23 protein-coding genes are annotated in these 23,485 nt (G+C 65.8%); 12 read left to right on the forward strand and 11 right to left on the reverse strand.

Translation table 11 applies throughout. The features are described 5' to 3' along the window. The first annotated feature begins 114 nt into the window (after positions 1-114). Both GN330_RS07595 and GN330_RS07600 read left to right on the forward strand, forming a co-directional pair. The gene (locus GN330_RS07595; RefSeq protein WP_156712869.1) at positions 115-1,236 is read left to right on the forward strand and encodes a beta-ketoacyl-ACP synthase III; all 1,122 of its coding nucleotides are present in this window, start codon (positions 115-117) and stop codon (positions 1,234-1,236) included. A 119-nt stretch (positions 1,237-1,355) separates the two neighbouring features. Then, positions 1,356-1,973, forward strand: a complete 618-nt coding sequence (locus tag GN330_RS07600) for an MOSC domain-containing protein (protein ID WP_156712104.1) — start codon at positions 1,356-1,358, stop codon at positions 1,971-1,973. Positions 1,974-1,992: 19 nt separating this feature from the next. On the opposite strand, the gene GN330_RS07605 is transcribed toward GN330_RS07600, so the two are convergent. From GN330_RS07605 to tsaA, 3 genes are all read right to left on the reverse strand, one after another. Continuing rightward, positions 1,993-2,940 carry an aminotransferase class IV gene (locus GN330_RS07605; protein ID WP_246188590.1) on the reverse strand — a complete coding sequence of 316 codons (948 nt, stop codon included), beginning with the start codon at positions 2,938-2,940 and terminating at the stop codon, positions 1,993-1,995. Between the two features lie 79 nt (positions 2,941-3,019). Beyond that, a complete protein-coding gene (locus tag GN330_RS07610) occupies positions 3,020-3,334 on the reverse strand; it encodes a DUF2293 domain-containing protein (RefSeq protein ID WP_156712106.1) in 315 nt (104 codons plus the stop codon). Further along, the gene (gene tsaA / locus GN330_RS07615; RefSeq protein WP_425487156.1) at positions 3,331-3,900 is read right to left on the reverse strand and encodes a tRNA (N6-threonylcarbamoyladenosine(37)-N6)-methyltransferase TrmO; all 570 of its coding nucleotides are present in this window, start codon (positions 3,898-3,900) and stop codon (positions 3,331-3,333) included. Before tsaA ends, GN330_RS07610 begins: the two co-directional genes overlap by 4 nt. A gap of 81 nt (positions 3,901-3,981) precedes the next feature. Between tsaA and GN330_RS07620 the strand changes: the two genes are divergently transcribed. Further along, positions 3,982-5,004 carry an ArsR/SmtB family transcription factor gene (locus GN330_RS07620; protein WP_156712107.1) on the forward strand — a complete coding sequence of 341 codons (1,023 nt, stop codon included), beginning with the start codon at positions 3,982-3,984 and terminating at the stop codon, positions 5,002-5,004. Then, positions 5,001-5,921 carry a methylenetetrahydrofolate reductase [NAD(P)H] gene (gene metF / locus GN330_RS07625; RefSeq protein ID WP_343040415.1) on the forward strand — a complete coding sequence of 307 codons (921 nt, stop codon included), beginning with the start codon at positions 5,001-5,003 and terminating at the stop codon, positions 5,919-5,921. Before GN330_RS07620 ends, metF begins: the two co-directional genes overlap by 4 nt. Positions 5,922-6,308: 387 nt before the next feature. Here the strand turns inward: metF and GN330_RS07630 are convergent, their stop codons facing one another. Further along, positions 6,309-7,292: a DMT family transporter gene (locus GN330_RS07630; RefSeq protein WP_246188591.1), complete on the reverse strand. Its 984-nt coding sequence runs from the start codon at positions 7,290-7,292 to the stop codon at positions 6,309-6,311. Between the two features lie 198 nt (positions 7,293-7,490). Between GN330_RS07630 and GN330_RS07635 the strand changes: the two genes are divergently transcribed. Next, the gene (locus GN330_RS07635; protein WP_156712108.1) at positions 7,491-8,708 is read left to right on the forward strand and encodes an alanine racemase; all 1,218 of its coding nucleotides are present in this window, start codon (positions 7,491-7,493) and stop codon (positions 8,706-8,708) included. A gap of 2 nt (positions 8,709-8,710) precedes the next feature. Here the strand turns inward: GN330_RS07635 and GN330_RS07640 are convergent, their stop codons facing one another. Continuing rightward, complete coding sequence (locus GN330_RS07640) at positions 8,711-9,886, reverse strand: lytic murein transglycosylase (RefSeq protein WP_156712109.1); 1,176 nt, start codon at positions 9,884-9,886, stop codon at positions 8,711-8,713. Positions 9,887-9,998: 112 nt separating this feature from the next. Beyond that, positions 9,999-10,790 (reverse strand): glycoside hydrolase family 25 protein, encoded by a 792-nt coding sequence (locus GN330_RS07645; protein ID WP_156712110.1) that lies wholly within the window; start codon positions 10,788-10,790, stop codon positions 9,999-10,001. 198 nt (positions 10,791-10,988) lie between these two features. Here GN330_RS07645 and GN330_RS07650 point away from each other — a divergent pair, with 198 nt between their 5' ends. Further along, complete coding sequence (locus tag GN330_RS07650) at positions 10,989-12,368, forward strand: serine hydrolase domain-containing protein (RefSeq protein ID WP_156712111.1); 1,380 nt, start codon at positions 10,989-10,991, stop codon at positions 12,366-12,368. On the opposite strand, the gene GN330_RS07655 is transcribed toward GN330_RS07650, so the two are convergent. From GN330_RS07655 to GN330_RS07665, 3 genes are all read right to left on the reverse strand, one after another. Next, complete coding sequence (locus GN330_RS07655; RefSeq protein WP_156712112.1) at positions 12,369-13,046, reverse strand: class I SAM-dependent methyltransferase; 678 nt, start codon at positions 13,044-13,046, stop codon at positions 12,369-12,371. After that, on the reverse strand, positions 13,043-14,290 hold the full coding sequence (locus GN330_RS07660) for a BtaA family protein (RefSeq protein ID WP_156712113.1): 1,248 nt from the start codon (positions 14,288-14,290) through the stop codon (positions 13,043-13,045). The genes GN330_RS07655 and GN330_RS07660 overlap by 4 nt, the downstream gene beginning before the upstream one ends. Before the next feature lie 111 nt (positions 14,291-14,401). Next, entirely contained in the window at positions 14,402-15,205 is an 804-nt protein-coding gene (locus tag GN330_RS07665; RefSeq protein WP_156712114.1) for an HAD-IIB family hydrolase, read from the reverse strand. A 153-nt stretch (positions 15,206-15,358) separates the two neighbouring features. On the opposite strand from GN330_RS07665, the gene GN330_RS07670 reads away from it, so the two are divergent. Further along, positions 15,359-15,748: a cupin domain-containing protein gene (locus tag GN330_RS07670; RefSeq protein ID WP_156712115.1), complete on the forward strand. Its 390-nt coding sequence runs from the start codon at positions 15,359-15,361 to the stop codon at positions 15,746-15,748. A gap of 35 nt (positions 15,749-15,783) precedes the next feature. Here GN330_RS07670 and GN330_RS07675 read toward each other — a convergent pair whose 3' ends face one another. After that, positions 15,784-16,173 (reverse strand): DUF6979 family protein, encoded by a 390-nt coding sequence (locus GN330_RS07675; RefSeq protein WP_156712116.1) that lies wholly within the window; start codon positions 16,171-16,173, stop codon positions 15,784-15,786. Positions 16,174-16,200: 27 nt separating this feature from the next. Beyond that, positions 16,201-19,839: a hydantoinase B/oxoprolinase family protein gene (locus tag GN330_RS07680; protein ID WP_156712117.1), complete on the reverse strand. Its 3,639-nt coding sequence runs from the start codon at positions 19,837-19,839 to the stop codon at positions 16,201-16,203. Between the two features lie 105 nt (positions 19,840-19,944). Between GN330_RS07680 and GN330_RS07685 the strand changes: the two genes are divergently transcribed. The 5 genes from GN330_RS07685 to GN330_RS07705 all read left to right on the forward strand — a co-directional run bounded on the left by GN330_RS07685 (position 19,945) and on the right by GN330_RS07705 (position 23,422). Continuing rightward, on the forward strand, positions 19,945-20,466 hold the full coding sequence (locus GN330_RS07685) for a winged helix DNA-binding protein (RefSeq protein ID WP_156712118.1): 522 nt from the start codon (positions 19,945-19,947) through the stop codon (positions 20,464-20,466). Positions 20,467-20,584: 118 nt separating this feature from the next. Further along, positions 20,585-20,791, forward strand: coding sequence for a hypothetical protein (locus tag GN330_RS07690; RefSeq protein ID WP_156712119.1), 207 nt, complete (start codon positions 20,585-20,587; stop codon positions 20,789-20,791). A gap of 189 nt (positions 20,792-20,980) precedes the next feature. Continuing rightward, positions 20,981-21,700 (forward strand): J domain-containing protein, encoded by a 720-nt coding sequence (locus GN330_RS07695; protein WP_156712120.1) that lies wholly within the window; start codon positions 20,981-20,983, stop codon positions 21,698-21,700. After that, the gene (locus tag GN330_RS07700; protein ID WP_156712121.1) at positions 21,697-22,461 is read left to right on the forward strand and encodes an N-acetylmuramoyl-L-alanine amidase; all 765 of its coding nucleotides are present in this window, start codon (positions 21,697-21,699) and stop codon (positions 22,459-22,461) included. The genes GN330_RS07695 and GN330_RS07700 overlap by 4 nt, the downstream gene beginning before the upstream one ends. A 190-nt stretch (positions 22,462-22,651) precedes the next feature. Further along, entirely contained in the window at positions 22,652-23,422 is a 771-nt protein-coding gene (locus GN330_RS07705; protein WP_156712122.1) for a lytic transglycosylase domain-containing protein, read from the forward strand. Positions 23,423-23,485: the final 63 nt, after the last annotated feature.

Below are 23,485 nucleotides of genomic sequence, written 5' to 3' on the forward strand. Positions count from 1 at the left end.
CACTGCGGTAGAAAACAGGCATAAAGAGCAGACATGGAAGCCTCACGCGCATTCGCCACCACCGAGCGCCTCGCGCCCGCGCCCTCGCCGGACAAGGGCGGCGGCCGACCGGGTCTGGCCCGGGTCGCGCTGTCGGGCATCGGCGTCAGCATTCCCGAAGCCTCGATCGGCAACGAGGCGCTGGTCGATTGCTTCAATTTGTGGGTCGAGCGCGACAACCGGCGCCGGGCGGCCGACGGGCTTGAGCCGCTGCAAAAGTCGAGCGCGGCCTTCATCGAACACGCCTCGGGCATCCGGCAACGCCACGTCCACACGCCGGACGGCATTCTCGATCCGGAGCGCATGGCGCCGCGCATCGCCGCGCGGGCCGACGACGATCTGTCGGTGCTGGCCGAGTTCGGCGCGCGTGCCGCGCGCACGGCGCTCGACGATGCCGGGGTCGACGCGTCCGAGGTCGATCTGGTGATCTGCGCGGCCTCGCATCTGGAGCGGCTTTACCCGGCGATCGGCATCGAGATCCAGAAGGAGATCGGCGCCAGAGGGGCTGCGTTCGACCTCAGCCTCGGCTGCTCGTCGGCGAGCGGTGGGCTGCATGTCGCCTTCAACCTTCTGCGCTCGGGCGCGCATCGCCGGGCGCTGGTCGTCACGCCGGAGCTGATCACCCCGCATCTGAATTTCCGCGACCGGCAGACCCATTTCATCTTCGGCGACGCGGCAACGGCGATGCTGGTCGAGGCGGTCGGGCCAGACGAGGAGCGGCCGGGCCGGTTCGAAGTGATGGACACAAGGAGCTGGACGCAGTTTTCCAACAATATCCGCTCCAATTTCTCCTATCTGAACCGGGCCGCACAGGACGATGTCGGCGTCATCGGCATGGAAGGCAAGCTGATCAAGCAGCAAGGCAACAAGGTGTTCAAGGAAGTCACCATCGCCAGCCACCGCTTCATCGTCGATTTTCTGGCCGAGCACGGCCATACGCCGCAGACCGTGCGCCGCTTCTGGCTGCACCAGGCCAATGCGCGCATGAACGGCATGATCCTGAAGCTCGCCTTCGGCGAGGAGGTCGGCCACGACCGCGCGCCGATGGTGCTCGACCGGCTCGGCAACACGGCGGCCGCCGGCGCCGTGGTGGCGCTGTCGGAAAACCATCGCGACATGACGGCCGGCGATTTCGGCCTGTTGTGCACCTATGGCGCGGGTTATTCGCTCGGCGGGGCGCTGTTGCGCATGATGTGAGGCCGCGCACGGGGCTCGGCTGACCGATCAATCCGCCTGACCGGTCGATCATCCCATTTGACTGGATTTCGCCCGCTCCGCGCGCCAAGGTGCGCGCCTTTCACGGGGAGGAAAGCGCGATGGACCTGCCGCTGACACGGCTTGACGCGGAGCCGGAAATCATGCCGGCGAAAAAACTCTCGGCATGTGCCGACGGCGTGTTCGCGGCGCTGTCGGACGGGTTCGTCACCCAGGCCGTGGCCGCGCTCGATCTCGATTTCGACGGTATCCGGGGCGACTTTCACGCCGGCGCGACACGCCGCTCGGGCGGGCGCGAGCCGTGGTATCCGCGCGGCACGCCAATGCGCAACGAACGCCAGATTTCGATCGTGGCGGCCGACGAGCTGGCCGCGATCGCGCGCGGCATGGGGATAGGCGAAATCCGGCCGGAATGGATCGGCGCCAATCTCGTTTTGTCGGGCGTGCCGCGGCTGTCGATGCTGCCGGCCGGCACGCTGCTTTTCTTCAAGCACGGCGTGACGCTGAAGGTCGACAGTCAGAACGGGCCGTGCCGGGTCGCCGGGCGCTCGATCGCCGACCATGCGGGCATGGCCGACCGCGAGGCCGGGGCGCTGGCGTTTCCGAAAGCCGGCAAGCGCCTGCGCGGGCTGGTGGCCTGGGTGGAAAAGCCCGGCCGGATTGCCGCCGGCGAGGCGGTGTCGGTGCGGGTTTCCGAACAATGGATCTACCGGCCGTAACGAAGGCCGGAAGCGACCTTCAGGGATAGCGGACGGCCGTCGACCATGCCGGGTCGGTATGCTTTTGCCAGTAAAGGTCGCTCAGCCGCCGCGTAAGCGGCCCCGGCGTGCCGTCGCCGATCGCCACGCCGTCAATCTTTGTCACCGGCATGATGCCGCCGGCGGTCGAGGTGATGAAGACCTCGTCGGCGGCCTTGAGCGCATCCTCGCTCACCGGTTCGGCCCGGCAGGTGAGCTCCAGTTCGGCGCACAGGTCGAAGACGGTGCGGCGCGTGATGCCTGAGAGCACGCCATGCGCCGGCGTGGAAAGCAGGTCGTTGGAAACGACAAAGACGTTGAAGCCCGGACCCTCGGCGATATTGCGGTCGGCGTCGCGCAAGAGTGCCGTCTCCGCACCGTTGTCATAGGCGTCGAACAGGCCGCCGACCAGGTCGAGCCAGTGATAGTTCTTGATCGCCGGGTCGACCGAAGCCGGCGGAATGCGCACGCGTTCGCTCACGGCGACATGAAGGCCGCGCCGCATCTGTTCGGCGTTCGCCACCGAGCCGTAGGGGATGGCAAAGGCGACGAAGCGGTTTTCGGCCTGACGCGGGTCGCGGCTGAAAGTCGGCGAGACGCCGCGCGTCGCCAGCATCTCGACATAAGAGTCACGGTGGCCGGACAGCGCCACGCAGTCGTGCAGGATTTGCGCGACGGTCTGGCTGTCGTGCGGGATGGCGAGGCGCAGCCGCTCCATGCCGGCGAAAAAACGCTCCAGATGGAGGTCTAGGCGGAAGAAACAGCCGTCGCGGACGTGGACGGTGTCGTAGGTCGCGTCTGAATGCAGGAAGCCCCAATCGAGGACCGATATCTTCGCTTCCGACATCGGCAGGAACTGGCCATCCATGAAGGCAACGCCCTCCGGGGAGCGGCGCGGATCCCGGTGGCGTTGCGATAGGGCGGGAAGGGGTCGTCTGGTCAGGTTCATGGCGGCATCCGATTTTCGCTAAGGCTAGCACGGCAGGAGGCGGGCTATCTTGCGCCAAATGTCGGTGGCCGCCGGCCAGCTACGCGTCGTTGTCGTCGGGATCGAGCAGGCGCGTGGCGCGCCACGCCGTCAGGGTCCGGTTGATCTCGTCGACAACGAAGAAGTGGGCCGAATCACGGTCGTAACCCTCGTCCAGAAGCGTCTCATAGGCGGAATGTTCGTGGCGGACATGCGCGACGGCGGCAAGCCACACCGCAAGCGAGGCCGGCAGGGTCTTCAGATGCGGCGCCAGCGATTCGGCACGGATTTTTTCGATGTCGGCATAGGGCGCGGCCGGCAGGAGCAGGGTCAGCGCCTTGGCGATGGCGCGCCGGCGGCCGGTGCGGGCGATCATCTTTTGTCGCCGTCGCGCCGGCTGCGCGCCTCGGTGAAGGCGTCGATGCTGGCGAAATAGGGTTTTAGGTCGATCACCGGCGTGCCGTCGAGCACGTCGATCGCGTCGATGTCGATCAGACCCGCGGCCTGATCGAGATGGGTGATGCGCACCACGTGCAGGCCGACGGGATTGGGCCGCGCCGGCGAGCGCAGCGAAAACACGCCGCGTGGCGCCTCGACATGGCGCGGCATCTGCCTGATCAGGTTGCGCGGCGCGCGGTCGAGCCAGGTCAAGACCGCGACATGGCTGAACTCCTCCAGACCCGACAGGCCGGGCCGGTAAGGCGCGTCGATCTCGATATGCGCGCCGCGCCCGGTGTCGCGCGCGCTCGCCATGTTGCGCGGGCATTCGCCGCGCTCCTTCCAAGGCGAGACGATCCGGCCGATGAAGACCACGCCGGCGCTGGCCGCCAGGTCCTTCGGGTCGAAATCCAGGGCGGTCTCGCCGTCGCGCTGCATGATTTTTTCCTCGTCTGTCCTGCCGGTCCGCGTATCGGTTTTGCCGGGAAACGGTTCCTGCGCCATTTTCTGGCCCGTCCGCGACACCTGTCTTGCGCTTGCCGCAAAATCCATATAAAGATATCTTTATATCATTTGGAGGCTTGGATGCTGTCACGCAGCCAGATCGACCTCAATTTGCTGGTAGATAGCTTGAAGGCGGCGGCCGAATCCAGCCGCATGCGGATTCTGTTTTTGCTGTCGCGCGGCGATCTGACCGTGTCGGACGTCACCGAGGTGCTCGGCCAATCGCAACCGCGCGTGTCGCGGCATCTCAAGCTGTTGCTCGATGAGGGGCTGATAGAGCGTTACCAGGAAGGCTCCTGGGCCTATTTCCAGCTTGCCGACAGCGGATTCGAGCGCGAACTGGTCACCAGCCTGATCGCGCGCATCGATGCCGCGCAATCTCCGGTCGACCGCGACCTGGAGCGCCTGACCGACGTCAAGCGCAAGCGCGAGGAAAAGGCGGCCGCCTATTTCAGCGAAAACGCCGATGCCTGGGATCGCATCCGTTCTCTGCACGTGCCGGAAAAGGCGGTGGAAGACGCGATCCTGAAGCTGGTCGGCGAGCTGCCGTTCCGCACCATGCTCGATCTGGGCACCGGCACGGGGCGCATGCTGGAAATCCTGTCGCCGCTTTACCAGCGTGGCGTCGGGGTGGACATGTCGCGCGAGATGCTGACGGTGGCGCGTTCCAATCTCGACAAGGCGGCGGTGGAAAACGCCCAGGTGCGGCAGGGCGACATTTTCGCGCCGCCGGTCGAGCGCGACGCCTTCGATCTCGTCACCATCCACCAGGTGCTGCATTATCTCGACGACCCCCAGGCGGCGATCCGCGAAGCGGCGCGCCTGATGCGCCCGTCGGGGCGCATGCTGATCGTGGACTTCGCGCCCCACGATCTTGAATTCCTGCGCGCCGAGCACGCCCATGCGCGGCTCGGCTTTTCCGATCGTCAGATCACGGAATGGCTCGACGAAGCCGGTCTCGACCTGGAAAGGGCGATGGATTTTGCGCCCACCGGCGTCGCCGGCGACAAGCTTACCGTGAAACTCTGGCTCGGCCGTGACCGCAGGCTCCTCATCGCGGCCGACAACAATGCCGAGGGCCAACCAACGGAGACGACTTCGTGAACCAGTTCCGACTTTCGCGGCGACCCGACATAGGCGATCAGATCGACGTATCGTTCGAGTTCTTTCCGCCGAAGAGCGATGCCATGGAAGCACGCCTTTGGGAAACAACCGAGCGCCTGCAGCCGCTGTCGCCCTCCTTCGTGTCGGTGACCTACGGCGCCGGCGGCTCCACGCGCGAACGCACCGCGCGCACCGTCGAGCGCATCATCCGGGAAACCGCGCTGACGCCGGCCGCGCACCTGACCTGTGTCGATGCGACCCGCGAGGATGCCGACCAGGTGATCCGGCAGTTCCTCGACATCGGCGTATCGCGCTTCGTGGCGTTGCGCGGCGATCCGGCCGACGGGGTGGGCACGCGCTACGCCCCGCATCCGGGCGGCTACGCCAACGCCGCCGAACTCGTCGAGGCGCTGGCCCGACACGGCGCCAAGGACATTTCGGTGGCTGCCTACCCGGAAAAACATCCCGAAAGCCCGGATTTCGCAACCGATATCGACATGCTCAAACGCAAGGTCGACAATGGCGCCAAGCGCGCCATCACCCAGTTCTTTTTCGACAACGATCTCTACGAGCGTTACGTCGAGCGTGCCCGCCGGGCCGGCATCTACGTGCCGATCGTTCCGGGCATCCTGCCGGTGCACAATTTCGGCCAGGTCGCCAATTTCGCCGGCCGCTGCGGGGCGCATGTGCCGGCATGGCTGGCCGAACGCTTCGAGGGGCTGGAAAACGATCCACAGACGCATGCGCTGGTGGCGGCCGCGGTGGCGGCAGAACAGGTGCTCGACCTCGTAGAGCGCGGCGTGTCGGATTTCCACTTCTACACGATGAACCGCGCCGATCTGGCCTTTGCCATCTGCCACATGATCGGCATACGCGCCAACGGGGCGCGGGAGGACGCGAAGCCGGCGGCGGCATGATCCCCGCCGGATGATCCATTTTCCTGTTCCACCATGGTTCCGAAAACCGGCATCCGGTTTCCGGGATCGCACATAAAAGGAAACGGCCGGGCGTGGGTCCCGGCCGTCTCGATTTTCGTGGCTGTCTTGCCGAGGCTTCCCCCCGCGAAAGCTTTAGGGAAGAGCCCCCAGAATGAGGGCGCCGATGAAGGCGAACGCAGCACAAACCATCAAAGCGTTGATTGGCTTCGTCAGTCCCATCTCATAGCCTCCTCTTTAGACTATGCCAAAAGTGTAAGTGAGTTTGGGCCACTGACAAGCGGATTTTGTGCTGCGCTGCGGCAAGCTTGTGCAGAACCAGCCTGCGACCAAAGTCTTAGTCGTTGAAATTCCGGGCTCCCCGGTCTGTCAGGAGCCTGTGGATTTTTTTTCCGGCACTGCAGTTCCAGGCGCTGATTTCGGCGCTGCAGCACCGACGGTCCGGCCGGGCAGGACGCGCCCGTCGATGACCAGCAGCCCGCAGGCGATCAGCCCCATGCCAGCCAGTTCGAACGGTTCGAGCCGCTCGCCCAAAAACAGGGCGCCGAGCACGATGGCGCTTACCGGTACGATCAGCGTCACCAGCGAGGCGTTGGTCGCGCCGGCCGCCGCGACGATGCGGAAATAGAGGATGTAGGCGAAGGCGGTGGACAACAGGGCGAGCCCGAGCACGGCCGCCCAGGCGCCCGCGCCGACCGTCGCCAGTTCGGCCGTTTCCTGGGTCAGGAGGACAACCGGCAGCATGATCAGCGTGGAGGCCGAAAGCTGGCCGGTCGCGACCAGCGCCGGCGCGAGCCCGGTGATGCGGCGCGCCACGACGAAGGCGAAAGCGTAGGAAAACGCCATGCCGAGCAGGGCCATCTTGGCCCAGGCCGGCCCGCCCAGCCCGGCGGCGAGGCCGGGACCGACCATCACCGCCGTGCCGGCAATGCCGAGAGCGATGCCGAAGACCTTGGCGGGGCTTGCCTTTTCGTCGGCGATGAACAGGCTTGCCACAATGATGGTCCAAAACGGCGTGGTGGCGTTGAGCACGGAGGCGGTGCCGGCGCCGAGTGCGGTCTGGCCGAAAAACATCAGCGAGAACGGGATCACGTTGTTGACCAGCGCCAGCAGCAGGAAGACCGGCCATTTCTTCAGAACCGGGGTAAACGCGATGCCGCGCGCGGCGAGATAAAGCTGCAGCGCCGCGGCCGCGATGGCGACCCGCAACAGAACCAGCGTCAGCGGCGCGATTTCCAGCACGGCGATGCGGGCGAAAAAGAACGATCCGCCCCAGATCGTGCCGAGCACGATCAGTTGCGCCCATGCAGCCAAGGTCATCGGCGGCTGTGTTACCTGTCTGGCATCCGTCATGGCAATCCCCTCACGCGTTGCGTCGAGGTAGCGTGGCCATTCTTACCCGGCCACCCGATTCGCGCCCAGCGCCACATTTGCGCCGGACGCCATGCCACGAATCCGGCCACGGCTCGTGCGGAACGGCATACGGCCGCGAAATCCGGTTTTCATGAAAATGCCGCATGGTCTAGCCTATGCCGGCATTCAGGAGCAGCCATGCAACGATTCGACAATGCCCGCGACGCGGCCCTGACACTGAGGCCGGACGATCCGGTCTACTGCTTCCGTCCGGAGGTGCTGAAGGCGGATGCGCGCCGTTTCATGGGGCTCTTTCCGGGCAAGACGGCCTATGCGGTCAAGACCAATGGCGAGCCGATGGTGCTAAAGGCCCTGGCCGAGGCCGGGATCGAGGCCTTCGACGTGGCCTCGCCGGCCGAGTTCGAGGCGGTACGGGCGGCCTCGCCACGGGCGGAAATGCTCTACATGCACCCGGTCAAGGCCCAGTCCGACATCCGGCTGGCGCTGGAGACCTATGGCATTCGCGTCATCGCCGTCGACCACGAGGACGAGATCACCAAGCTGTCGCGGGTGGTCCAGGCGCTCGACATCGATCCGGGCACCATCATCGTGTTCGTGCGCATCCAGACCAAGGGAAGCGCCGCCTATGAATTGTCGAAGAAGTTCGGCGCCGGGCCTGCGCATGCCGTCGAACTGTTGCGGCGGCTCGACCGCAACGGCTACAAGGTCGGCCTCTGCTTTCATGTCGGCAGCCAGATCGCCGACCCGGAAACCTATGAGCGCGCGCTGCGCTCGGCCGACTGGGTGCGCAACCGCGCCGCCGTGCCGCTCGCCGGCCTCGATGTCGGCGGCGGCTTTCCGGCCGAATACGGCCACGATCCCAACCGCAAGGCGCCGGAGCTGCCCTCGCTGGAAGAGCTGATGGCCAGGTTGCGGGCCGACCTCGACGAATGGGCGTTCATGGACATGCCGCTGGTGGCCGAGCCCGGCCGGGTGATTTGCGCGCATGCCTTTTCCCTGATCGTCAGGGTGATGCTGCGCAAGGGCAGGCGGCTTTACATCAATGACGGCATCTGGTCGTCGTTGTCGGATAGCTGGACCGGCAAGATCACTTTGCCGGCCCGCTTCATCCCCGACCCGGCGATCCGCAGCCGCAACGGCGACAAGAGCAAGATCGTGCCGTTCAAGGTGTGCGGGGCGACCTGCGATTCGGTCGACATCCTGTCGCGGCCGTTCTGGTTGCCCGAAACCGTCGACACCGGCGACTGGATCGAGATCGGCCATATCGGCGCCTATTCGATGTCGCTCAGGACACGGTTCAACGGGTTTTATCCCGACACGTTCGTGGAGGTGACGACGCCGTTCGAACAAGGCGGGGCGCCCGAAAGCTTTGCCAGCCTGGAGACGATGGCCTGACCTTACAACGCGGCCAGGAGCGCCTGGGTCGGCCAGCCGTCGACGGCCAGGCCGAGCCGCATCTGTTCCTTGCGCACCGCCTCGCGCGTCTTGACGCCGAGCACGCCGTCAATGCCGCCGACATCGTGGCCGCGGGCGACGAGCTTTTCCTGAAGCGCGCGCATCTCTTCGGGATTGAGTCCGGGCTCGGGATAGCCCTTGCGGTAGGGCGGATCGCCGGCGAGCCGCCGGGCGAGATGGGCCGCCGTCAGCGTGTAGACGAAGGATTTGTTCCATTCCAGATAGACGTCGTAATTGGCGTAGACGAGGAAGGCCGGCCCCTTGCGCCCCATCGGCAGCACGAGGCCGGCATCGGGCCCTTCGCCCAGCGTGCCGCCGTCGCGGGTTGCCACGCCCCAGGACGCCCATTGCGCCAGCGGTAGCCGGTTGGTCCGTCCGGTCTCTTCCCAGGGCATGGTTTCCGGAACGCGGACTTCCTGCATCCAGGGTTCGTTGGCGCGCCAGCCGAGCGCGGCGATCAGGCGCGCGGCGGTCATGATGACGTCGGGCACGCTGCCGCGCAGATCGACGCGGCCGTCGCCGTCGCCGTCGACACCTTTTTCGAGATAGTCGCCCGGCAACATCTGGATCTGGCCGACCTCGCCGGCCCAGGCGCCTTCGACGTCGGCGGGCAGCACGCCCTGGTCGATCAGCTTCAAAAGCGCGACCAGATGCGGACGAAACAGCTCCGGACGGCGGCAGTCATGGGCGAGCGTGGCGAGCGCGTCGAGGGTCGAGAAATCTCCCTGCACGGCGCCGAAATCGGTTTCCAGCGCCCAGAATGCGGTGATGACGGGGGCGGGAACCCCATAGGTCTGCTGTGCCTGGGCAAAGACGCCGGCATATTTTTTCATGCGCGCGGCGCCGTGCTGCAGGCGGTAGTCGTTGACCATGCGGCTCGAGAATTGAATGAAATCCTGGGTGAACACACCCTGAGCCCGGTCGCGGGCGAGAACGCGCGTGTCGAAACGCGCGCGGGAGAGCGCGTCGAGGCCGGCCGTGCCGACGCCTTCGGCGCTGGCCTGGCTGGCCACCGCGGCGCGCCAGGTCTCGAAATCGCCGCCGCATTGCTCAGCCGCCGCGGGACGGGGACCAACGACCGCCATGGCCGCACACAGGGCCGCAAGCCAAACCTTCATCAACGCGCCTTTTCGTATCACGCCATGTCTCGCCAACGCCGACCCCGTTTTCAGCATGCTGCGGCGACAGGCGTTTGACAAGCGAGCCGGCAAGGCGCCGGTGCCCGGCCCGTCATTTGGTGTTGGCGGCAAGCCATTTGCGCCAGGCTTTCTGGTCGCCGTTGAAGACGTTGATGTCGGTGTCGCCGTTTATGCCCGGCACGATGCCGGTGCCGGTATATTGCCAGAACAGGAAGGGATGGCGGCCGTATTTCTCGTCGGGATGGCCGGCAACCGAACGCAGCCAGAACGGGTAGCCCTTGAAGCTCACCAGCCGGTTGTCGTCGAAAAAGTCGATCGAGGTGTAGATGATCGGCTTCTTGCCGTAGTGGTTCTCGATGGTTTTGAGGAAAATGCGCATCTCCTTCTGCACGGTCGCGGCCGGCGGGCGCAGCTTGCAGGTCGGCGACAGATGGTTCCATTCCATGTCGAGCACCGGCGGCAGGGCGGAGGCGTCGCGCGGCACGTTGCGGATATACCAGCGCGCCTGCTCGATCGCGGGACGGCAGAAATAGAAGAAATGATAGGCGCTGCGGGGCACGCCGGCGACCTTGGCGGCATTCCAGTTGCGATGGAAATAGTCGTCAACGCGGTCGCCGCCTTCCGTGGCCTTGATGAAAGCGAAGGAAATGCCGCTTGCCTTGGCCTTTTTCCAGTCGATGTCCTTTTGGTATTTGGCAACGTCGGTGCCGTGGACCGGATAGGTCCAGGGCGCGCGCCGCGACCAGTCGTGCGGATCGCGATCGCCGAAGCGCGGATTGGCGACGGCGACCGCCGAGGACGGCGCGACGTCGGCGAAGTCGTAATTGACGGACGTGCAGCCCGCCGCCAGTACGACCAAAAACAGCCCCGCCCAGCGCCGCATATCGCTCTCCTCCGATTGCCGAATCACATGTAAGACCGATGCAGCATGGCCAATTGTGGACGGGCCAGCGACCCATTCCCGTTTGACGTGGCGGTTTGGCGGTTGCTTTTGCCGTGTCCCCGCCCGAGATTGCGGCGGTAAATTAGGAAGATGGCGGGGGTGTGGTGGGGCCGTCCGCGAGATCGAACGGAGTTTTGGATGCGGGTTCTGGCGAAAATCGCGGTTTTTGTGGTCGCGCTGGCGGTACTGGCGGTCGTCGGCATTGCCGGATGGCTTTATGTCGCGCCGCCGGCGCTGATCAGGGTCGGCACGGCCTATTCGGCCAAGATGGTGTGTTCCAACGTCTTCCTCGCCGACCGCGACGCAGCGCAAGTGCTGGCCGAGGACGTGCAGGCGCCTGGGCACCCGATTCTGGGCTATATCTCGATCGAGGTCGACGAGGCCCACCGCGCGGTCTCGGCCGCGCTGCTCGGTCTTTTCGGACGCGAACGGGCGGTGATGCGCGAGGGGCTGGGTTGCGCGGTCGTGCCGAAGGGCGGCCTGCAGGAGGGGCTTTCGGCATCAGAAGCGGCCCCGGCCGAAACACAGGCGCCGTGGCCCGAAGGCGAGATCGTCGCCCCATCGCAGAACCCCGAACTGGAAGCGATCCTCGCCGACGACGGCCTGACCGGGCCGGGCATGCGCGCGGTGGTGGTGGTCAAGAACGGCCGTATCGTCGGCGAACGCTATGGCGACGGGTTTTCCGCCGTGACGCCGTTGCTCGGCTGGTCGATGACCAAGACTGTGACGGCCGCCATCCTCGGCACGGTGATCGCCGAAGGCAAGCTCGCCCAGGGCCAGGAGAACCTTCTGGAGATCTGGAACGGCGACGAACGCAGCGCCATCACGCTCGCCGATCTGATGGCGATGTCGAGCGGGCTCGCCTTCAACGAGGATTACGGCGACGTCACCGATGTCACCCGCATGCTCTATCTCGAGCCGGATATGGCCGGCTTCGCCGCCGCCAAGCCGCTCGCCGCGGAACCGGGGACTACCTTTTCCTATTCGAGCGGTACGACGCTGATCCTGTCGCGCCTGTGGCAGGACGCGCTCGGCGAGCCGCAGGCCGCGCTCGACTGGCCGCGCGAAGCGCTGTTTGACCGGATCGGCATGGCGAGCGCGGTGCTGGAGGCCGACGCGTCCGGCACCTTCGTCGGTTCGTCCTATCTCTACGCCACGGCGCGAGACTGGGCCCGCTTCGGCCAGTTGCTGCTGCAGGAGGGACGTTGGAACGGCACGGACGTGCTGCCGCTCGGTTATGTCGCATGGATGCGCCAGGCCGCGCCGGCGTCCGACGATGCCTATGGCCGCGGGTTGTTGTGGCTGCATGGGCCGCGCGGCACCACGCCGGAAGGCACGCATGCCGATGACGGCTTCAATCTGCCCGAGGATGCTTTCTGGCTGCTCGGCCATGACGGCCAGACCGTCACGGTGCTTCCTTCGCAAGGACTGGTCGTGGTGCGGATGGGGCTGACGCCGTCGAAGCTCGGTTACAAGCCGCAGGCGCTGGTAGAGGCGTTGGCCGGGGTGTTGCCGTAGTCAGGTTTCGGAGGGCGATCCGCGCGTCATGACGGCAAGCACCGCGTAACCGCGAAAAAGCGAATCGAAGCGGAGGCTTGCGCCAAAACGTTGAGATTCCGATTCCAGCACTTCGCGCAGGCCGTCGCGCGGTGCGACGTGGAAGCGCGCCAGCCAGGCGCGCAGCGTCGAGGCGAACCAGCGCGGCAGCCGTTCCTGGCGGCCGAAATCGACGATATGCAGCGATCCGCCCGGCGCCAGGCAGTCGAGGCCGGCGGCGACGGTGCGCTCCCAGCCCGGAATCATCGACAGCGCGTAGGAGACGAAGACGCGGTCGAATTTCTGGCGGCCGAACAGGGCTTGCGGATCGAAGCCGGTGGCGTCGGCGCGGGCGAGCCGGGTGCGACCGCCAAGGCCCCGGCGGGCGATGGTCCGATGCGCGGTCGCCAGCATTGCGGGCGAGATGTCGAGGCCGAACAGGCGGGCATGGGGATAGCGCTTCGCGACCAGGGCGAGGTTGCGGCCGGTGCCGCAGCCCAGTTCCAGAACGCTGCCGCCGGCCGGCACCTGGAGCGCGTCGACCAGCCGGTCGCGGCCGAGCAGATAAAATTTGCGGGTCAGGTCGTAGACATGCCGCTGGAAACGGTAATTGGCGTCCATCAGCGCGGCGTGATCGCCGCCATGCGCGCCGGCCGTCATCGATCCGCGCGCACGTAGAGATGGAAGCCGCCATAGATGGCCGAGCGGTCGCGCGCGCCAAGTTCCAGCGAGCGTTGCTGTTCGTAACGCCAGTGGCCGAGCGTTTCGGCCGCGACCCGGCCGGGCAGGATCGACGGCGCGGCGGCGGTGCGGAAAATGACGCGCGCGCCGGGGGCGGCGGTGCGGGTGATCTCGGCCCACAAGGCGTTCAGTTGCCGGTCGTTCATCCAGTCCTGCGCGTCGAGCAGCACGTAGCGGTCGAGCGAGCCGGCCGGCTTGCCGGCCAGGAATTCGGTGAAATTCGCCCGGTGCACGGCGACGCGCCCGGCATGGGCGCGGATCGTGTCGAAATGCGCCTTGTCGAGATAGGTCGGCAGCACGGCTTCGCCCGGACGTGCGTAGCGACGGGCAAAAGCCTGCCAGGCGAAATAGTTCTCGGCGAGCGGAAAGTGGCAGGCGAGCTTTTCCAGCCGCGCCGCCAGCACCTCGGCCATGGTGCCGCTGCCGGCGCCGATCAGGCTGTCATATTGCGCCGGCGGAATGCCGAGGCCGAACAGCGACGCCTTTTTCGAGGTCGCCCAGCGGATCAGCGGCTTGTCGAACAGCGGCCGCAGCCGGTCGTCGAAAAAGGCCTTTTGCTGACGCGTGGTGCGCGTGGCCATGATCTCGGCCGGGTCGACGCCGTGCAGCCTGGCGACGCCGTGGCCGAGGGCGATGAACAGGCCGAGCAGGCCGGTGCGGTAGAAATCGCGGGCAAAGACGGCGACGCGGCGCCGGCCGCGCCAGTCGCGGCCTTCCCAGTAGCGGCGGCTGGCGGGGTCGAGATGCGGGGCGACGAAACGATCGTAGGCGATCGGGTTGTGGCGATTGCCGGGGGTGCCGAAGAAACGATAAAAATCGCCGTGCGAGGGCAGGCGGGCGGCGGCCGTAAGCTTAAGCCGGTTGAGCGCGACATGGGCGCGGTTGAGGTCGACGGCGTCGACATGAGCGGGGCGGCGCGTCAGATAGGCGAGCACGTTGCAGCCGCCCGATGCGATCGTCACCACCCGGTGGCGTTCGCACAGTTCCATCGCATCGATGTCGACGTCAGGGTCTTCCCAGATCTGCGGATAGACCAGGCCGGAAAACAGCAGCGCGAACAGCCGCTCCGACATGCCGGCCCGGCTGAGGGCGCGATGCCGGTAGACGGCGTTGCCGATCGGGCGCGAGGCGGAAAGGCCGATCTCGGCCGAAAGGTCTGTCATGGCGCGGCTCCCGCTTTGCAAGGGCATCGACATGCGGGTAGCCGAGCGCAATGACAGCGGCGTGACAGGCGAAGACGCAGATTGTGGGTGGGGCGGTCGGGCGTGGAGCGGTCAGTCGCCGAATTCGGCGGAGCCCGCGAGCCGCCTGAGGATTTCGATCATCGCGGCGTTCCAGCCCATCGGGCCCGGCAGTTCGGTGCGGATGATGCGCCCCTCGCGCTCGCCGTCGAGCTCGGCCAGCGGCGGGTGGGCGGGATTGGCCACCACGACGCCGTAATCGGCGGCTTCCAGCATTTCTCGATCCTCTTCGGCGTCGCCCAGGGCGACCAGCGGCCAATAGCGCCTGCCGTCGCGCTTTTCCAAAAGCGCGCGCGCCGCGTTCATGCGTTCGGCCTTGGATGCGCCGCGCGAGACAATCAGGAACCGGCCGTTCCGTTCCGCGCACAGGCCGTGCGCGGCCAGCTGCCGGCGCAACGCGGCGAGTTGGGTTTCGCTGCCGGTAAAAAGGCCCGGTTCGGAAAAACCGCGCCGCGCCGCCCGGGCAGCCTGGGCGCGTCCCATCCCGGTCAGGGCGGCGATGCGGCGGGTATCCATGTCGCCGAACCCGGCGAAACAGCATTTCAGCCTTGCGGGCAGGGCGTCGAGGCAGGCACGTATCTCGTCGTAGCAGGTGCACGCCTCGGCAGGCTCGGCGCCTGCCGCCGGCCATACGATGCCGCCGCCATTTTCGACAATGGCCGGCGTATCGAGCTTGAGCTCGGCGAGGATCGGCCCGATCTCGGCCGCCGTCCTGTCGGTCGCCACCACCACCGGGACGGCGCGCGCGGCCAGGGCGGCGAGCGCGGGCAGGGCGGCATGATGGTCGCTGGTATCGGGCTCGAGAAGCGTTCCGTCCAGATCCGTAAAGACGATCATGGTTCTGGTTTAAAACGGATTTTCTTCCGATGGAAGCGATTCGCGGTCACGGATTCTGTTCCGGCGGGCAGACGACGTGATCATTGCGCACCAGGCGGGGCGGCTTGCGAACGTCTTGCGCCTCGATCATCGTGCCGGCGGAGGTTTGCAACAATGTCCCGACACGATTTCGATCCGAAGACCGTTACCCCCGACGGTCGTCCGCCGGCGAAGGCCCGGCTCTTCGACGGCACGCGCGAAGGGCCCTATCGGGGCTCCGTGGAAGGGGAGGCTCTGGCTGCGCAGGTCACCGTGCTTGCCTACGGCAACGATGAACCCGGCACCGGTCCGGTGTTGCACGTCCATCCCTATGACGAGGTCTTCGTCGTCCAGCAGGGGCGGGCGCGGTTCTTCGTCGGCGAGGCGGTGATCGACGCCGGGGCCGGCGACACCGTGCTCGGACCGGCCGGCGTGCCGCACCGCTTCGTCAATCTCGGGCCCGGACGGCTGCAGACGCTCGACATCCACCTTTCGCCGCGCTGGATCCAGACCGACCTGGAATAGGGATGGAGGGCGGCGAAGGGGCGGGAAGCGAAAGGCTAACTGGCGTTCAAGAGACCGGCATCCAATAGAGTAAGGACGACATCCATTTGACCATTCTCTTTCTTTGGCTGGTCGGGACAAGCTTGCCGCCAAAGAGCGGACTTGTCAGAAGCCAATGCAGGATTGAGACGGAGGGACTCCACTGCCGCAACGGCGTAGCCGCCGTTCTTCGTTTGTCTGCCTGTTGCTGCGTACTCGATGCCGCGCACAAGGCCTGCTTCGCACAAACCAATGAATGCACCCCGGGGGCAGCCTTTTTCCTGCGAGGCAGTTTGAGTTGGGTACTCCATCTTGACTGCGGCGTGCCAAGCCTCGCGTGGAGAGTCATATTGTCTCGACGCAAGTGAACTTGCCGCATTGATTGCTACGTTCCCGTATTTCCCCATGTCTCAACTCCGGCGTCTAGGTTTCGTTCAAGTGGATGAGCCGAACCCGCCCGCCGTCGGGGTGGTCACGATCACCGCCTCGCCGGCCTTGATGACGGTCTGGTCGCAGGCTTTCAGCGTCTCCAGCGTGCCGTCGGCGCGGCGTACCTCGGTCTTGCCGACCTGGCCGTCGCCGCCGCCGGCCGCGCCTCGCGGCGGGCTTTGGCGGTGCGAGGACAGGATCGCGCATTCCATCTCCTCCAGGAAGCGGATGGTGCGGCGGGTGCCGTCGCCGGCGTTCCATTTTCCGGTGCCGCCCGAGCCGGTGCGGATGTGGAAATCCTCCAGCAGCACGGGAAACCGCAATTCCAGCACTTCGGGGTCGGTCAGGCGCGAATTGGTCATGTGGGTATGCACGCCGGACGTGCCGTCAAAGCCGCGGCCGTCATTCATGCGCCCGGCCGGCGAGCCCGAGCAGATCGTCTCGTAATACTGGTAGGTGGCGTTGCCGAAGGTGAGATTGTTCATCGTGCCTTGCGCGTTGGCCAGTGCGCCCATGGCGCCGAACATGGCGTTGGTGACGTGCTGCGAGGTCTCGACATTGCCGGCGACCACGGCCGCCGGATAGGCCGGCCGCAGCATGCATCCGTCCGGAATAATGATGTTGACCGGCCGCAGGCAGCCGGCATTCATCGGGATCTGATCCTCGACCATGACGCGGAAGGCATAAAGCACGGCCGCGCGGGCCACCGGTTCGGGGGCGTTGAAATTGTTGTTCTGCACCGGCGAGGTGCCGGTGAAGTCGACGGTTGCCTCGCGCTCTTTCCGGTCGACGGAAATTTTCACCCTGATCACCTGGCCGGTGTCGGTCGGGTATTCGTAGTCGGACACGTCGGGCAGCCGGTCGAGCACGCGGCGCACGCTTTCGGCGGCGTTGTCCTGGACATGGCCCATATAGGCCTCGACCACGTCGAGCCCGAACTGGGCGACCATTTTGCCGAGTTCGGCGACGCCCTTTTCGTTGGCGGCGATCTGGGCCTTGAGATCGGCGATGTTCTGGTGCGGGTTGCGCGCCGGCCAGGCGTGGTCGGTCAAAAGCTCGTGCAGTTCCTTCTCGCGGAAGCGCCCGCGTTCCACCAGACGGAAATTGTCGAACAGCACGCCTTCCTCGTCGACGGTGGTGGCGAGCGGGGTCATCGAGCCGGGCGCGGTGCCGCCGACATCGGCGTGATGGCCGCGCGAGGCGGCCCAGAACAGGATTTCTTCGCCCGCCTCGTCGAAGACCGGCGTGACCACGGTGATGTCGGGCAGATGGGTGCCGCCATTATAGGGCGCGTTCAGGGCAAAGACGTCGCCCGGCGCGATATCGCCCCGGTTCAGGCGGATAATGGTTTCGACCGAGCGGTCCATCGAGCCGAGATGCACCGGCATGTGCGGGGCGTTGGCCACAAGCGCACCGTCGCGGTCGAACACCGCGCAGGAGAAATCGAGCCGCTCCTTGATATTGACCGAGTAGGCGGTGTTCTGCAGCGTCACGCCCATCTGCTCGGCGATCGACATGAACAGATTGTTGAACACTTCCAGCATGACCGGGTCGGCCTCGGTGCCGATCGCTGCCTGACGCGCCTTGCGCTCGATACGGGTCAGAAGCACATGGTTGCGGGCGGTGATCTCGGCGCGCCAGCCAGGTTCCACGACGATGGTCTGGTGGTCCTCGATGATCAGCGCCGGACCGGCGACCTTGTGCCCGGCTGCCAGATCGCCGCGACGCACGACGCGGGCGTCGCGCCATTCGCCTTCGCAGAAAATCCGCGTCGTCTCGCCCGCCTTCGCTTCGGCCTCGCAGAGCCGGGCTTCGGTTTCCCGTGTGCCCTGGTCGCGCATATCGATGCCCTCGACGCTGATCGCCTCCACGATCATCGGCTTGTTGTCGTATACGAAGCCGAACTGGGCCTTGTGCGCGGCCTCGAAGCCGGCGACGGCGTCGGCGACGGAGAAGTTCTCGAAATCGACGGGGAGGGCGGTGTCGGTGCCGTCGTAGCGCACCTGGAGAACCGGGCGCCAGGCGATTTCGTCCTCGGCGATGCCCTGGTCGATCAGCTCGGAAAAGACCGCGTTCTTCAAGGTGCGCACCGTGAAGCGGATATCTTCCAGCGATGTCTCGGCGAGCGGCTTCAACAGGGCCTGCTGGCGCGAGGCGAAAACGGCGGCCAGCCCGATGCCATAGGCCGACAACAAGCCCGAGAACGGGTGGATCAGGACCGATTCCATGCCGAGTGCGTCGGCGACCAGGCAGGCGTGCTGGCCGCCGGCGCCGCCGAAGGAATTGAGCAGGTAACCGGTGACGTCGTGGCCACGCTGGACCGAAATCTTCTTGATCGCATTGGCCATGTTTTCGACCGCAATCGTGATGAAGCCTTCGGCGACCGCCTCGGGCGAGCGGCCGTCGCCGATCTCGGCGGCCATGGCCTGGAAGCTCTCGCGCACCACCGCGGCGTCGAGCGCCTGGTCCTGGCCGGGTCCAAGGATCGCCGGGAAGAAACCGGGCTGCAGCTTGCCGAGCATGACATTGGCGTCGGTGACGGCGAGCGGGCCGCCGCGCCGGTAGCAGGCAGGTCCCGGGTTGGCGCCGGCCGAATCCGGCCCAACCTGGAAACGCCCGTCCTGGAAATGCAGCACCGAGCCACCGCCGGCGGCAACGGTATGGATGCGCATCATCGGCGCGCGGATGCGCACGCCGGCGACCTCGGAATCGAAGACGCGCTCGTATTCGCCGTCGTAATGGGTGACGTCGGTCGAGGTGCCGCCCATGTCGAAGCCGATGGCTTTTTCGAAACCGGCGCTGCGCGCGGTTTCCACCATGCCGACCACACCGCCGGCGGGGCCGGACAGGATCGCGTCCTTGCCCTGGAACCTGTCGGCGGCGGTCAGGCCGCCCGACGACATCATGAACATCAGCCTGGGCGCCGCCGCCTCGTTGCCTCCGGCCTCGATATTGAGCTGATCGGCGACCTGGCGGACGTAGCGCGTCAGGATCGGCGACAGATAGGCATCCACGACCGTGGTGTCGCCGCGGCCGACCAGCTTGATCAGCGGCGAGATCTGGTGGCTGACGGATATCTGCGAAAAGCCGATGCGGTGGCACAGGCTCGCCGCCATGATCTCGTGGCCGGGCGCGTTCCACGAATGCATGAAGACGATGGCGACCGCGTCGATGCCGTCGCGACGGGCCCGGGCGATCTCGTCCTCGACGGCGTCGAAATCAGGCACGGTTTCCACCAGCCCGTCGGCGCGCACCCGCTCCTTGACCTCGATGACGCGCTCGTAGAGCTGCTCGGGCAGGAGAATTTCCTTGGCGAAGATGTCGGGCCTGGCCTGATAGGCGATCCGAAGCGCGTCGCGGAAACCCTTGGTGATCAACAAAAGCACGCGGTCGCCCTTGCGCTCCAGAAGCGCGTTGGTGGCGACCGTGGTGCCCATCTTGACCTCGCCGATGCGCTCCGACGACACCGGTTCACCCGGCGCGACGCCGAGCAGGTCGCGGATGCCCTGGACGGCGGCATCGCGATAGGCCTCCGGATTTTCCGAAAGCAGTTTGCGTGCGTGCAGGCGTCCCTCGGGATCGCGGCCGATAATGTCGGTGAACGTGCCGCCGCGATCGATCCAAAAATCCCAGGTCGCGCTCATCTAAGTCTCCACGCTTTGATGGACAGTGCGGTGTCAGGTTGCTATACAGCAAATTGTACGATTTTCGTCAACATTTTATCGATAAATTGAAATCAAAGGTGCGTCATGAGCGAAAGCAAGCCAACAATCGGCCCGGTCGTGCTGGCCTCGCACCTGGCCGACGGCGCCATGCCGGCGCTGTCGGAAATGGAGTTCGCGTTGACCGTGCTCACCAATGCGTTCCAGCGCTGGATGGTGCGTTGCATGGCCGCGGCCGGGGTGACCGGGCTGGCGCCGATCGATGTGCATATCCTGCACGCGGTCCATCATCGCGGCCGCGACAAGACGCTGGCCGAGTTGTGCATGATGTTCAACATCGAAGACACCCATGTCGTATCCTACGCGCTGAAGAAGCTGGAGAGCCTGGGCCTGATCGAAACCGGCCGCCGGGCGAAGGAAAAGACGGTGAGAATCACCGAAACCGGCGCCGCGGCCTGCCGGCGCTATCGCGAGGTGCGCGAGGCGCTGCTGGTGTCCGGCGTGAGGGCGCTGCACGCGGACCAGGACGAGGTCAGCCGGATCGCGGCGCTGATGCGGGCACTGTCGGGACAGTACGATCAGGCCGCCCGCAGCGCGGTGACGATGTAGGTAGCGTGGCTGCTTACGGATTATGTCTTCTCGTAAGCTGATGTGACGAAACGATTCCCTTCGGGCGGCATTGTTCCGGCAACTGCCAGATGCGGCCAATTTTCAGAAGGAGAATGTCATGAGAAAACTGATCGTCGCCTCCGCGTCGGCCATCGCTCTTCTGGGCCTCGCGGCCTGCAGCGACAATACCGATACCACGACCACCCAGAGCGTGGAGCCCGAGGCACAGGAGACCCGGCCGATGGAGCCGGCGGACCCGAACGCCGCGCCGGCGCCGTCCGAAGAGCAGCCGGCCGACGACGGCGAAGTCCGCCCGGCCGAATAGGCCCAGGTTTGGCAAATTGTCGAAGAAGCCGGCCCCGGGCCGGCTTTTTCCGTTTTCAGCCTCGCAGCGGCGCACGGTGGAAGGAATTTGCACAAGGGCGTGCCGTCGGAGCCTATCGATACTGCGGCCGATCATCGCCGTGGTCGAACAGCACTCGCATTCGCCGCCGATTCATTTTAGACAGAGCCCATGTCGATCTGGGGCCGATTTGGCGAGTTCATCAGCCGGGTGACGTCGGGCGCGATCTCCGGCGTGGCCGACGTCGTGGAAGCCGTGCGCACCGCCTTCGAAGGCGATCCCGAACTGCGCCGCAAGGTGGCGTTTTCGATCGCCATGATCGCGCTTTCGGCCAAGATGGCGAAAGCCGACGGCATTGTCACCCAGGACGAGATACGCGCCTTTCACGAGATATTTTCCGTGCCGCGCGAGCAGGAACGCAATGTTGCGCGCCTTTACGATCTCGCCACCGCCGATACGGCCGGGTTCGAGGCCTATGCCGAACGCATGGCGGGACTGTGCGGATCGGGCGAACGCAATTGCCGCATGCTCGAGGACATTCTCGACGGGTTGTTCCACATCGCCAAGGCGGATGGTTACCTGCACGAGCGCGAGGTGGCGTTTCTGCACCGCGTGGCTGAAATCTTCGCGATCGACGAACGCCGCTTCGACGGCATTCTGGCCCGCCACGCGGTGCGGCCGGCCGACGATCCCTACGCCGTTCTCGGAGTGACGCGCGACACCCCGTTCGAAACCGTGCGCCGGCGCTATCGCGAGTTGGTGGCCGAAAACCATCCCGACCGGCTGATCGCGCGCGGCGTGCCGGAGGAGTTTCTGGCGATCGCCAACGATCGGGCCGCCGCCATCAACATTGCCTACGAGGCGATCGAGCGCGGTCGCGTTTCTGCATGAGCCCGTTTCGCGCCGATCATGGCGGCGCGCGGGTCAGGCCGTCGCCCAATCATGGCGAGCGCCGGGGCGTAGCCGGGCCCGACATGATCGTGCTGCACTATACCGGGATGGAAAGCGGGCAGGGGGCCGAGGACTGGCTGTGCGACCCGCAAAGCGGGGTCTCTTCGCATTATATCGTCCATGAGGACGGCGAGGTGGTGCAGATGGTGCCGGAAGGCGCGCGCGCCTGGCACGCCGGCAAGAGTTTCTGGCGGGGTGAAACCGACATCAATTCGCGCTCGGTCGGGATCGAGATCGTCAATCCGGGCCATTTTCTCGGATACCCGGCCTTCCCGGACGCCCAGATCGAGGCGGTCGCTGCGCTGTGCCGCGATGTTGCAGTGCGGCATGCGGTCGCGGCTGAGCGGGTTTTGGCGCATTCGGACGTGGCGCCGGGACGAAAGATCGATCCCGGTGAAAAATTCCCCTGGGCGAGTTTGCACGCGGCCGGAATCGGCCATCTGGTCGATCCCGTGCCGGATCTTCCCGGCCCGGTTCTGGTTCCCGGAGACCGGGGGGCGGCCGTTGCGCAAGTTCGGCGTAACCTCGCACTATACGGCTATTCGATTGAAATCGATGATCTTTTCGACGAGTGGACCGGGATCGTCGTTGCGGCTTTCCAGAGGCATTTCCGGCCGGACCGGGTCGACGGACGCGCCGACCCGGCAACCGTTGCTACGCTGAACCGGCTTCTGGATTCGCTCCAGCCTGACGCAGCGTAAGCTGACCGCTTCGGCTATCTTCTTGTAACATAACGAGAAAAAAGTTGAGCTTGACGGCCATTTTTGCCGCCCAATCCGGCGGCACTTGGCGGCTTCGCACTCGTTCCGGTTCCTTTGTGTGTGGAACCGGGAGCGTATCGGAAAACCGCCGTCCCCGATCGCGGACGCCAAGCCAGAGACCCGAGACAAGATGAAGAAACTGAGCCTGATTTCGGCGATGCTCGTCGCCGGACTGACGATGTCTGTCGCCCATGCCCAGGAGCAGCCGACGAGCCGCCGTCCCGCCGACCTCGAAAAGGTCTTTGCCGCAACCGACGCCAAAGCCGGCAAGGCCGGCAAGGCCAAGTCCGTCGACGCGTCGACGAAACCGGCCGCCGCAGCGCGCGATGGCGATATCCGCTATGCGACCAGCTATGCCAAGGCCGAGGCGGAGCGCGCGGCAGGCCGGGCGGTCGACAGGATGGCGACCGGCGCGATCGGGCGCGGCGATGCGAAAAACGTCGCGCGCAGCAGCGACAAGGTGGAGGCGCGGCAAAAAACCGCCAAGACCGTCGGCGTCGCCAGGATTGGCAAGGCCGGCAAGGCGAAAAAGGGCGGTTACCACACCATTATCGCCCGCTATGCCTCCAGCTATGGCGTGCCGCTCGGCCTGGCGCGGGCCGTGGTGCGGGTGGAAAGCAATTTCCGGCCGAACGCGCGCGGCAAGGCCGGTGAGGTCGGGCTGATGCAAATCAAGCCGGCGACGGCGCGGATGATGGGTTATCGCGGCTCGACCAAGGGCCTGTTCAATCCCGAAACCAACATCAAATACGGCATGAAATATCTCGCCAAGGCCCACAAGCTCGGCGGCGGCTCCACCTGCGGCACGATCCTGAAATACAATGCCGGCCACGGCGCCAAGCGCATGAACCGGATTTCGGCGGCCTATTGCAGCAAGGTCAAGCGGCATCTGGGTGGCTGATTTGCCGGCCAGGGCAATTCTGCGTGGGTAGGTCGATCGTTCCCTGAGAAATACGGCGCGGGG

Source organism: Nitratireductor arenosus, assembly GCF_009742725.1.
Lineage (GTDB): Bacteria > Pseudomonadota > Alphaproteobacteria > Rhizobiales > Rhizobiaceae > Mangrovimarina > Mangrovimarina arenosa.

Excerpts from the sequence above, each read along its gene's own strand:
- GN330_RS07600 (WP_156712104.1), top strand. The coding sequence starts at position 1,356 with ATGGACCTGCCGCTGACACGGCTTGACGCGGAGCCGGAAATCATGCCG.
- GN330_RS07605 (WP_246188590.1), bottom strand. The coding sequence starts at position 2,940 with ATGAACCTGACCAGACGACCCCTTCCCGCCCTATCGCAACGCCACCGG.
- GN330_RS07610 (WP_156712106.1), bottom strand. The coding sequence starts at position 3,334 with ATGATCGCCCGCACCGGCCGCCGGCGCGCCATCGCCAAGGCGCTGACC.
- tsaA (WP_425487156.1), bottom strand. The coding sequence starts at position 3,900 with ATGGCGCAGGAACCGTTTCCCGGCAAAACCGATACGCGGACCGGCAGG.
- GN330_RS07620 (WP_156712107.1), top strand. The coding sequence starts at position 3,982 with ATGCTGTCACGCAGCCAGATCGACCTCAATTTGCTGGTAGATAGCTTG.
- GN330_RS07630 (WP_246188591.1), bottom strand. The coding sequence starts at position 7,292 with ATGACGGATGCCAGACAGGTAACACAGCCGCCGATGACCTTGGCTGCA.
- GN330_RS07635 (WP_156712108.1), top strand. The coding sequence starts at position 7,491 with ATGCAACGATTCGACAATGCCCGCGACGCGGCCCTGACACTGAGGCCG.
- GN330_RS07640 (WP_156712109.1), bottom strand. The coding sequence starts at position 9,886 with ATGAAGGTTTGGCTTGCGGCCCTGTGTGCGGCCATGGCGGTCGTTGGT.
- GN330_RS07645 (WP_156712110.1), bottom strand. The coding sequence starts at position 10,790 with ATGCGGCGCTGGGCGGGGCTGTTTTTGGTCGTACTGGCGGCGGGCTGC.
- GN330_RS07650 (WP_156712111.1), top strand. The coding sequence starts at position 10,989 with ATGCGGGTTCTGGCGAAAATCGCGGTTTTTGTGGTCGCGCTGGCGGTA.
- GN330_RS07655 (WP_156712112.1), bottom strand. The coding sequence starts at position 13,046 with ATGACGGCCGGCGCGCATGGCGGCGATCACGCCGCGCTGATGGACGCC.
- GN330_RS07660 (WP_156712113.1), bottom strand. The coding sequence starts at position 14,290 with ATGACAGACCTTTCGGCCGAGATCGGCCTTTCCGCCTCGCGCCCGATC.
- GN330_RS07665 (WP_156712114.1), bottom strand. The coding sequence starts at position 15,205 with ATGATCGTCTTTACGGATCTGGACGGAACGCTTCTCGAGCCCGATACC.
- GN330_RS07670 (WP_156712115.1), top strand. The coding sequence starts at position 15,359 with ATGTCCCGACACGATTTCGATCCGAAGACCGTTACCCCCGACGGTCGT.
- GN330_RS07675 (WP_156712116.1), bottom strand. The coding sequence starts at position 16,173 with ATGGGGAAATACGGGAACGTAGCAATCAATGCGGCAAGTTCACTTGCG.
- GN330_RS07680 (WP_156712117.1), bottom strand. The coding sequence starts at position 19,839 with ATGAGCGCGACCTGGGATTTTTGGATCGATCGCGGCGGCACGTTCACC.
- GN330_RS07685 (WP_156712118.1), top strand. The coding sequence starts at position 19,945 with ATGAGCGAAAGCAAGCCAACAATCGGCCCGGTCGTGCTGGCCTCGCAC.
- GN330_RS07690 (WP_156712119.1), top strand. The coding sequence starts at position 20,585 with ATGAGAAAACTGATCGTCGCCTCCGCGTCGGCCATCGCTCTTCTGGGC.
- GN330_RS07695 (WP_156712120.1), top strand. The coding sequence starts at position 20,981 with ATGTCGATCTGGGGCCGATTTGGCGAGTTCATCAGCCGGGTGACGTCG.
- GN330_RS07700 (WP_156712121.1), top strand. The coding sequence starts at position 21,697 with ATGAGCCCGTTTCGCGCCGATCATGGCGGCGCGCGGGTCAGGCCGTCG.
- GN330_RS07705 (WP_156712122.1), top strand. The coding sequence starts at position 22,652 with ATGAAGAAACTGAGCCTGATTTCGGCGATGCTCGTCGCCGGACTGACG.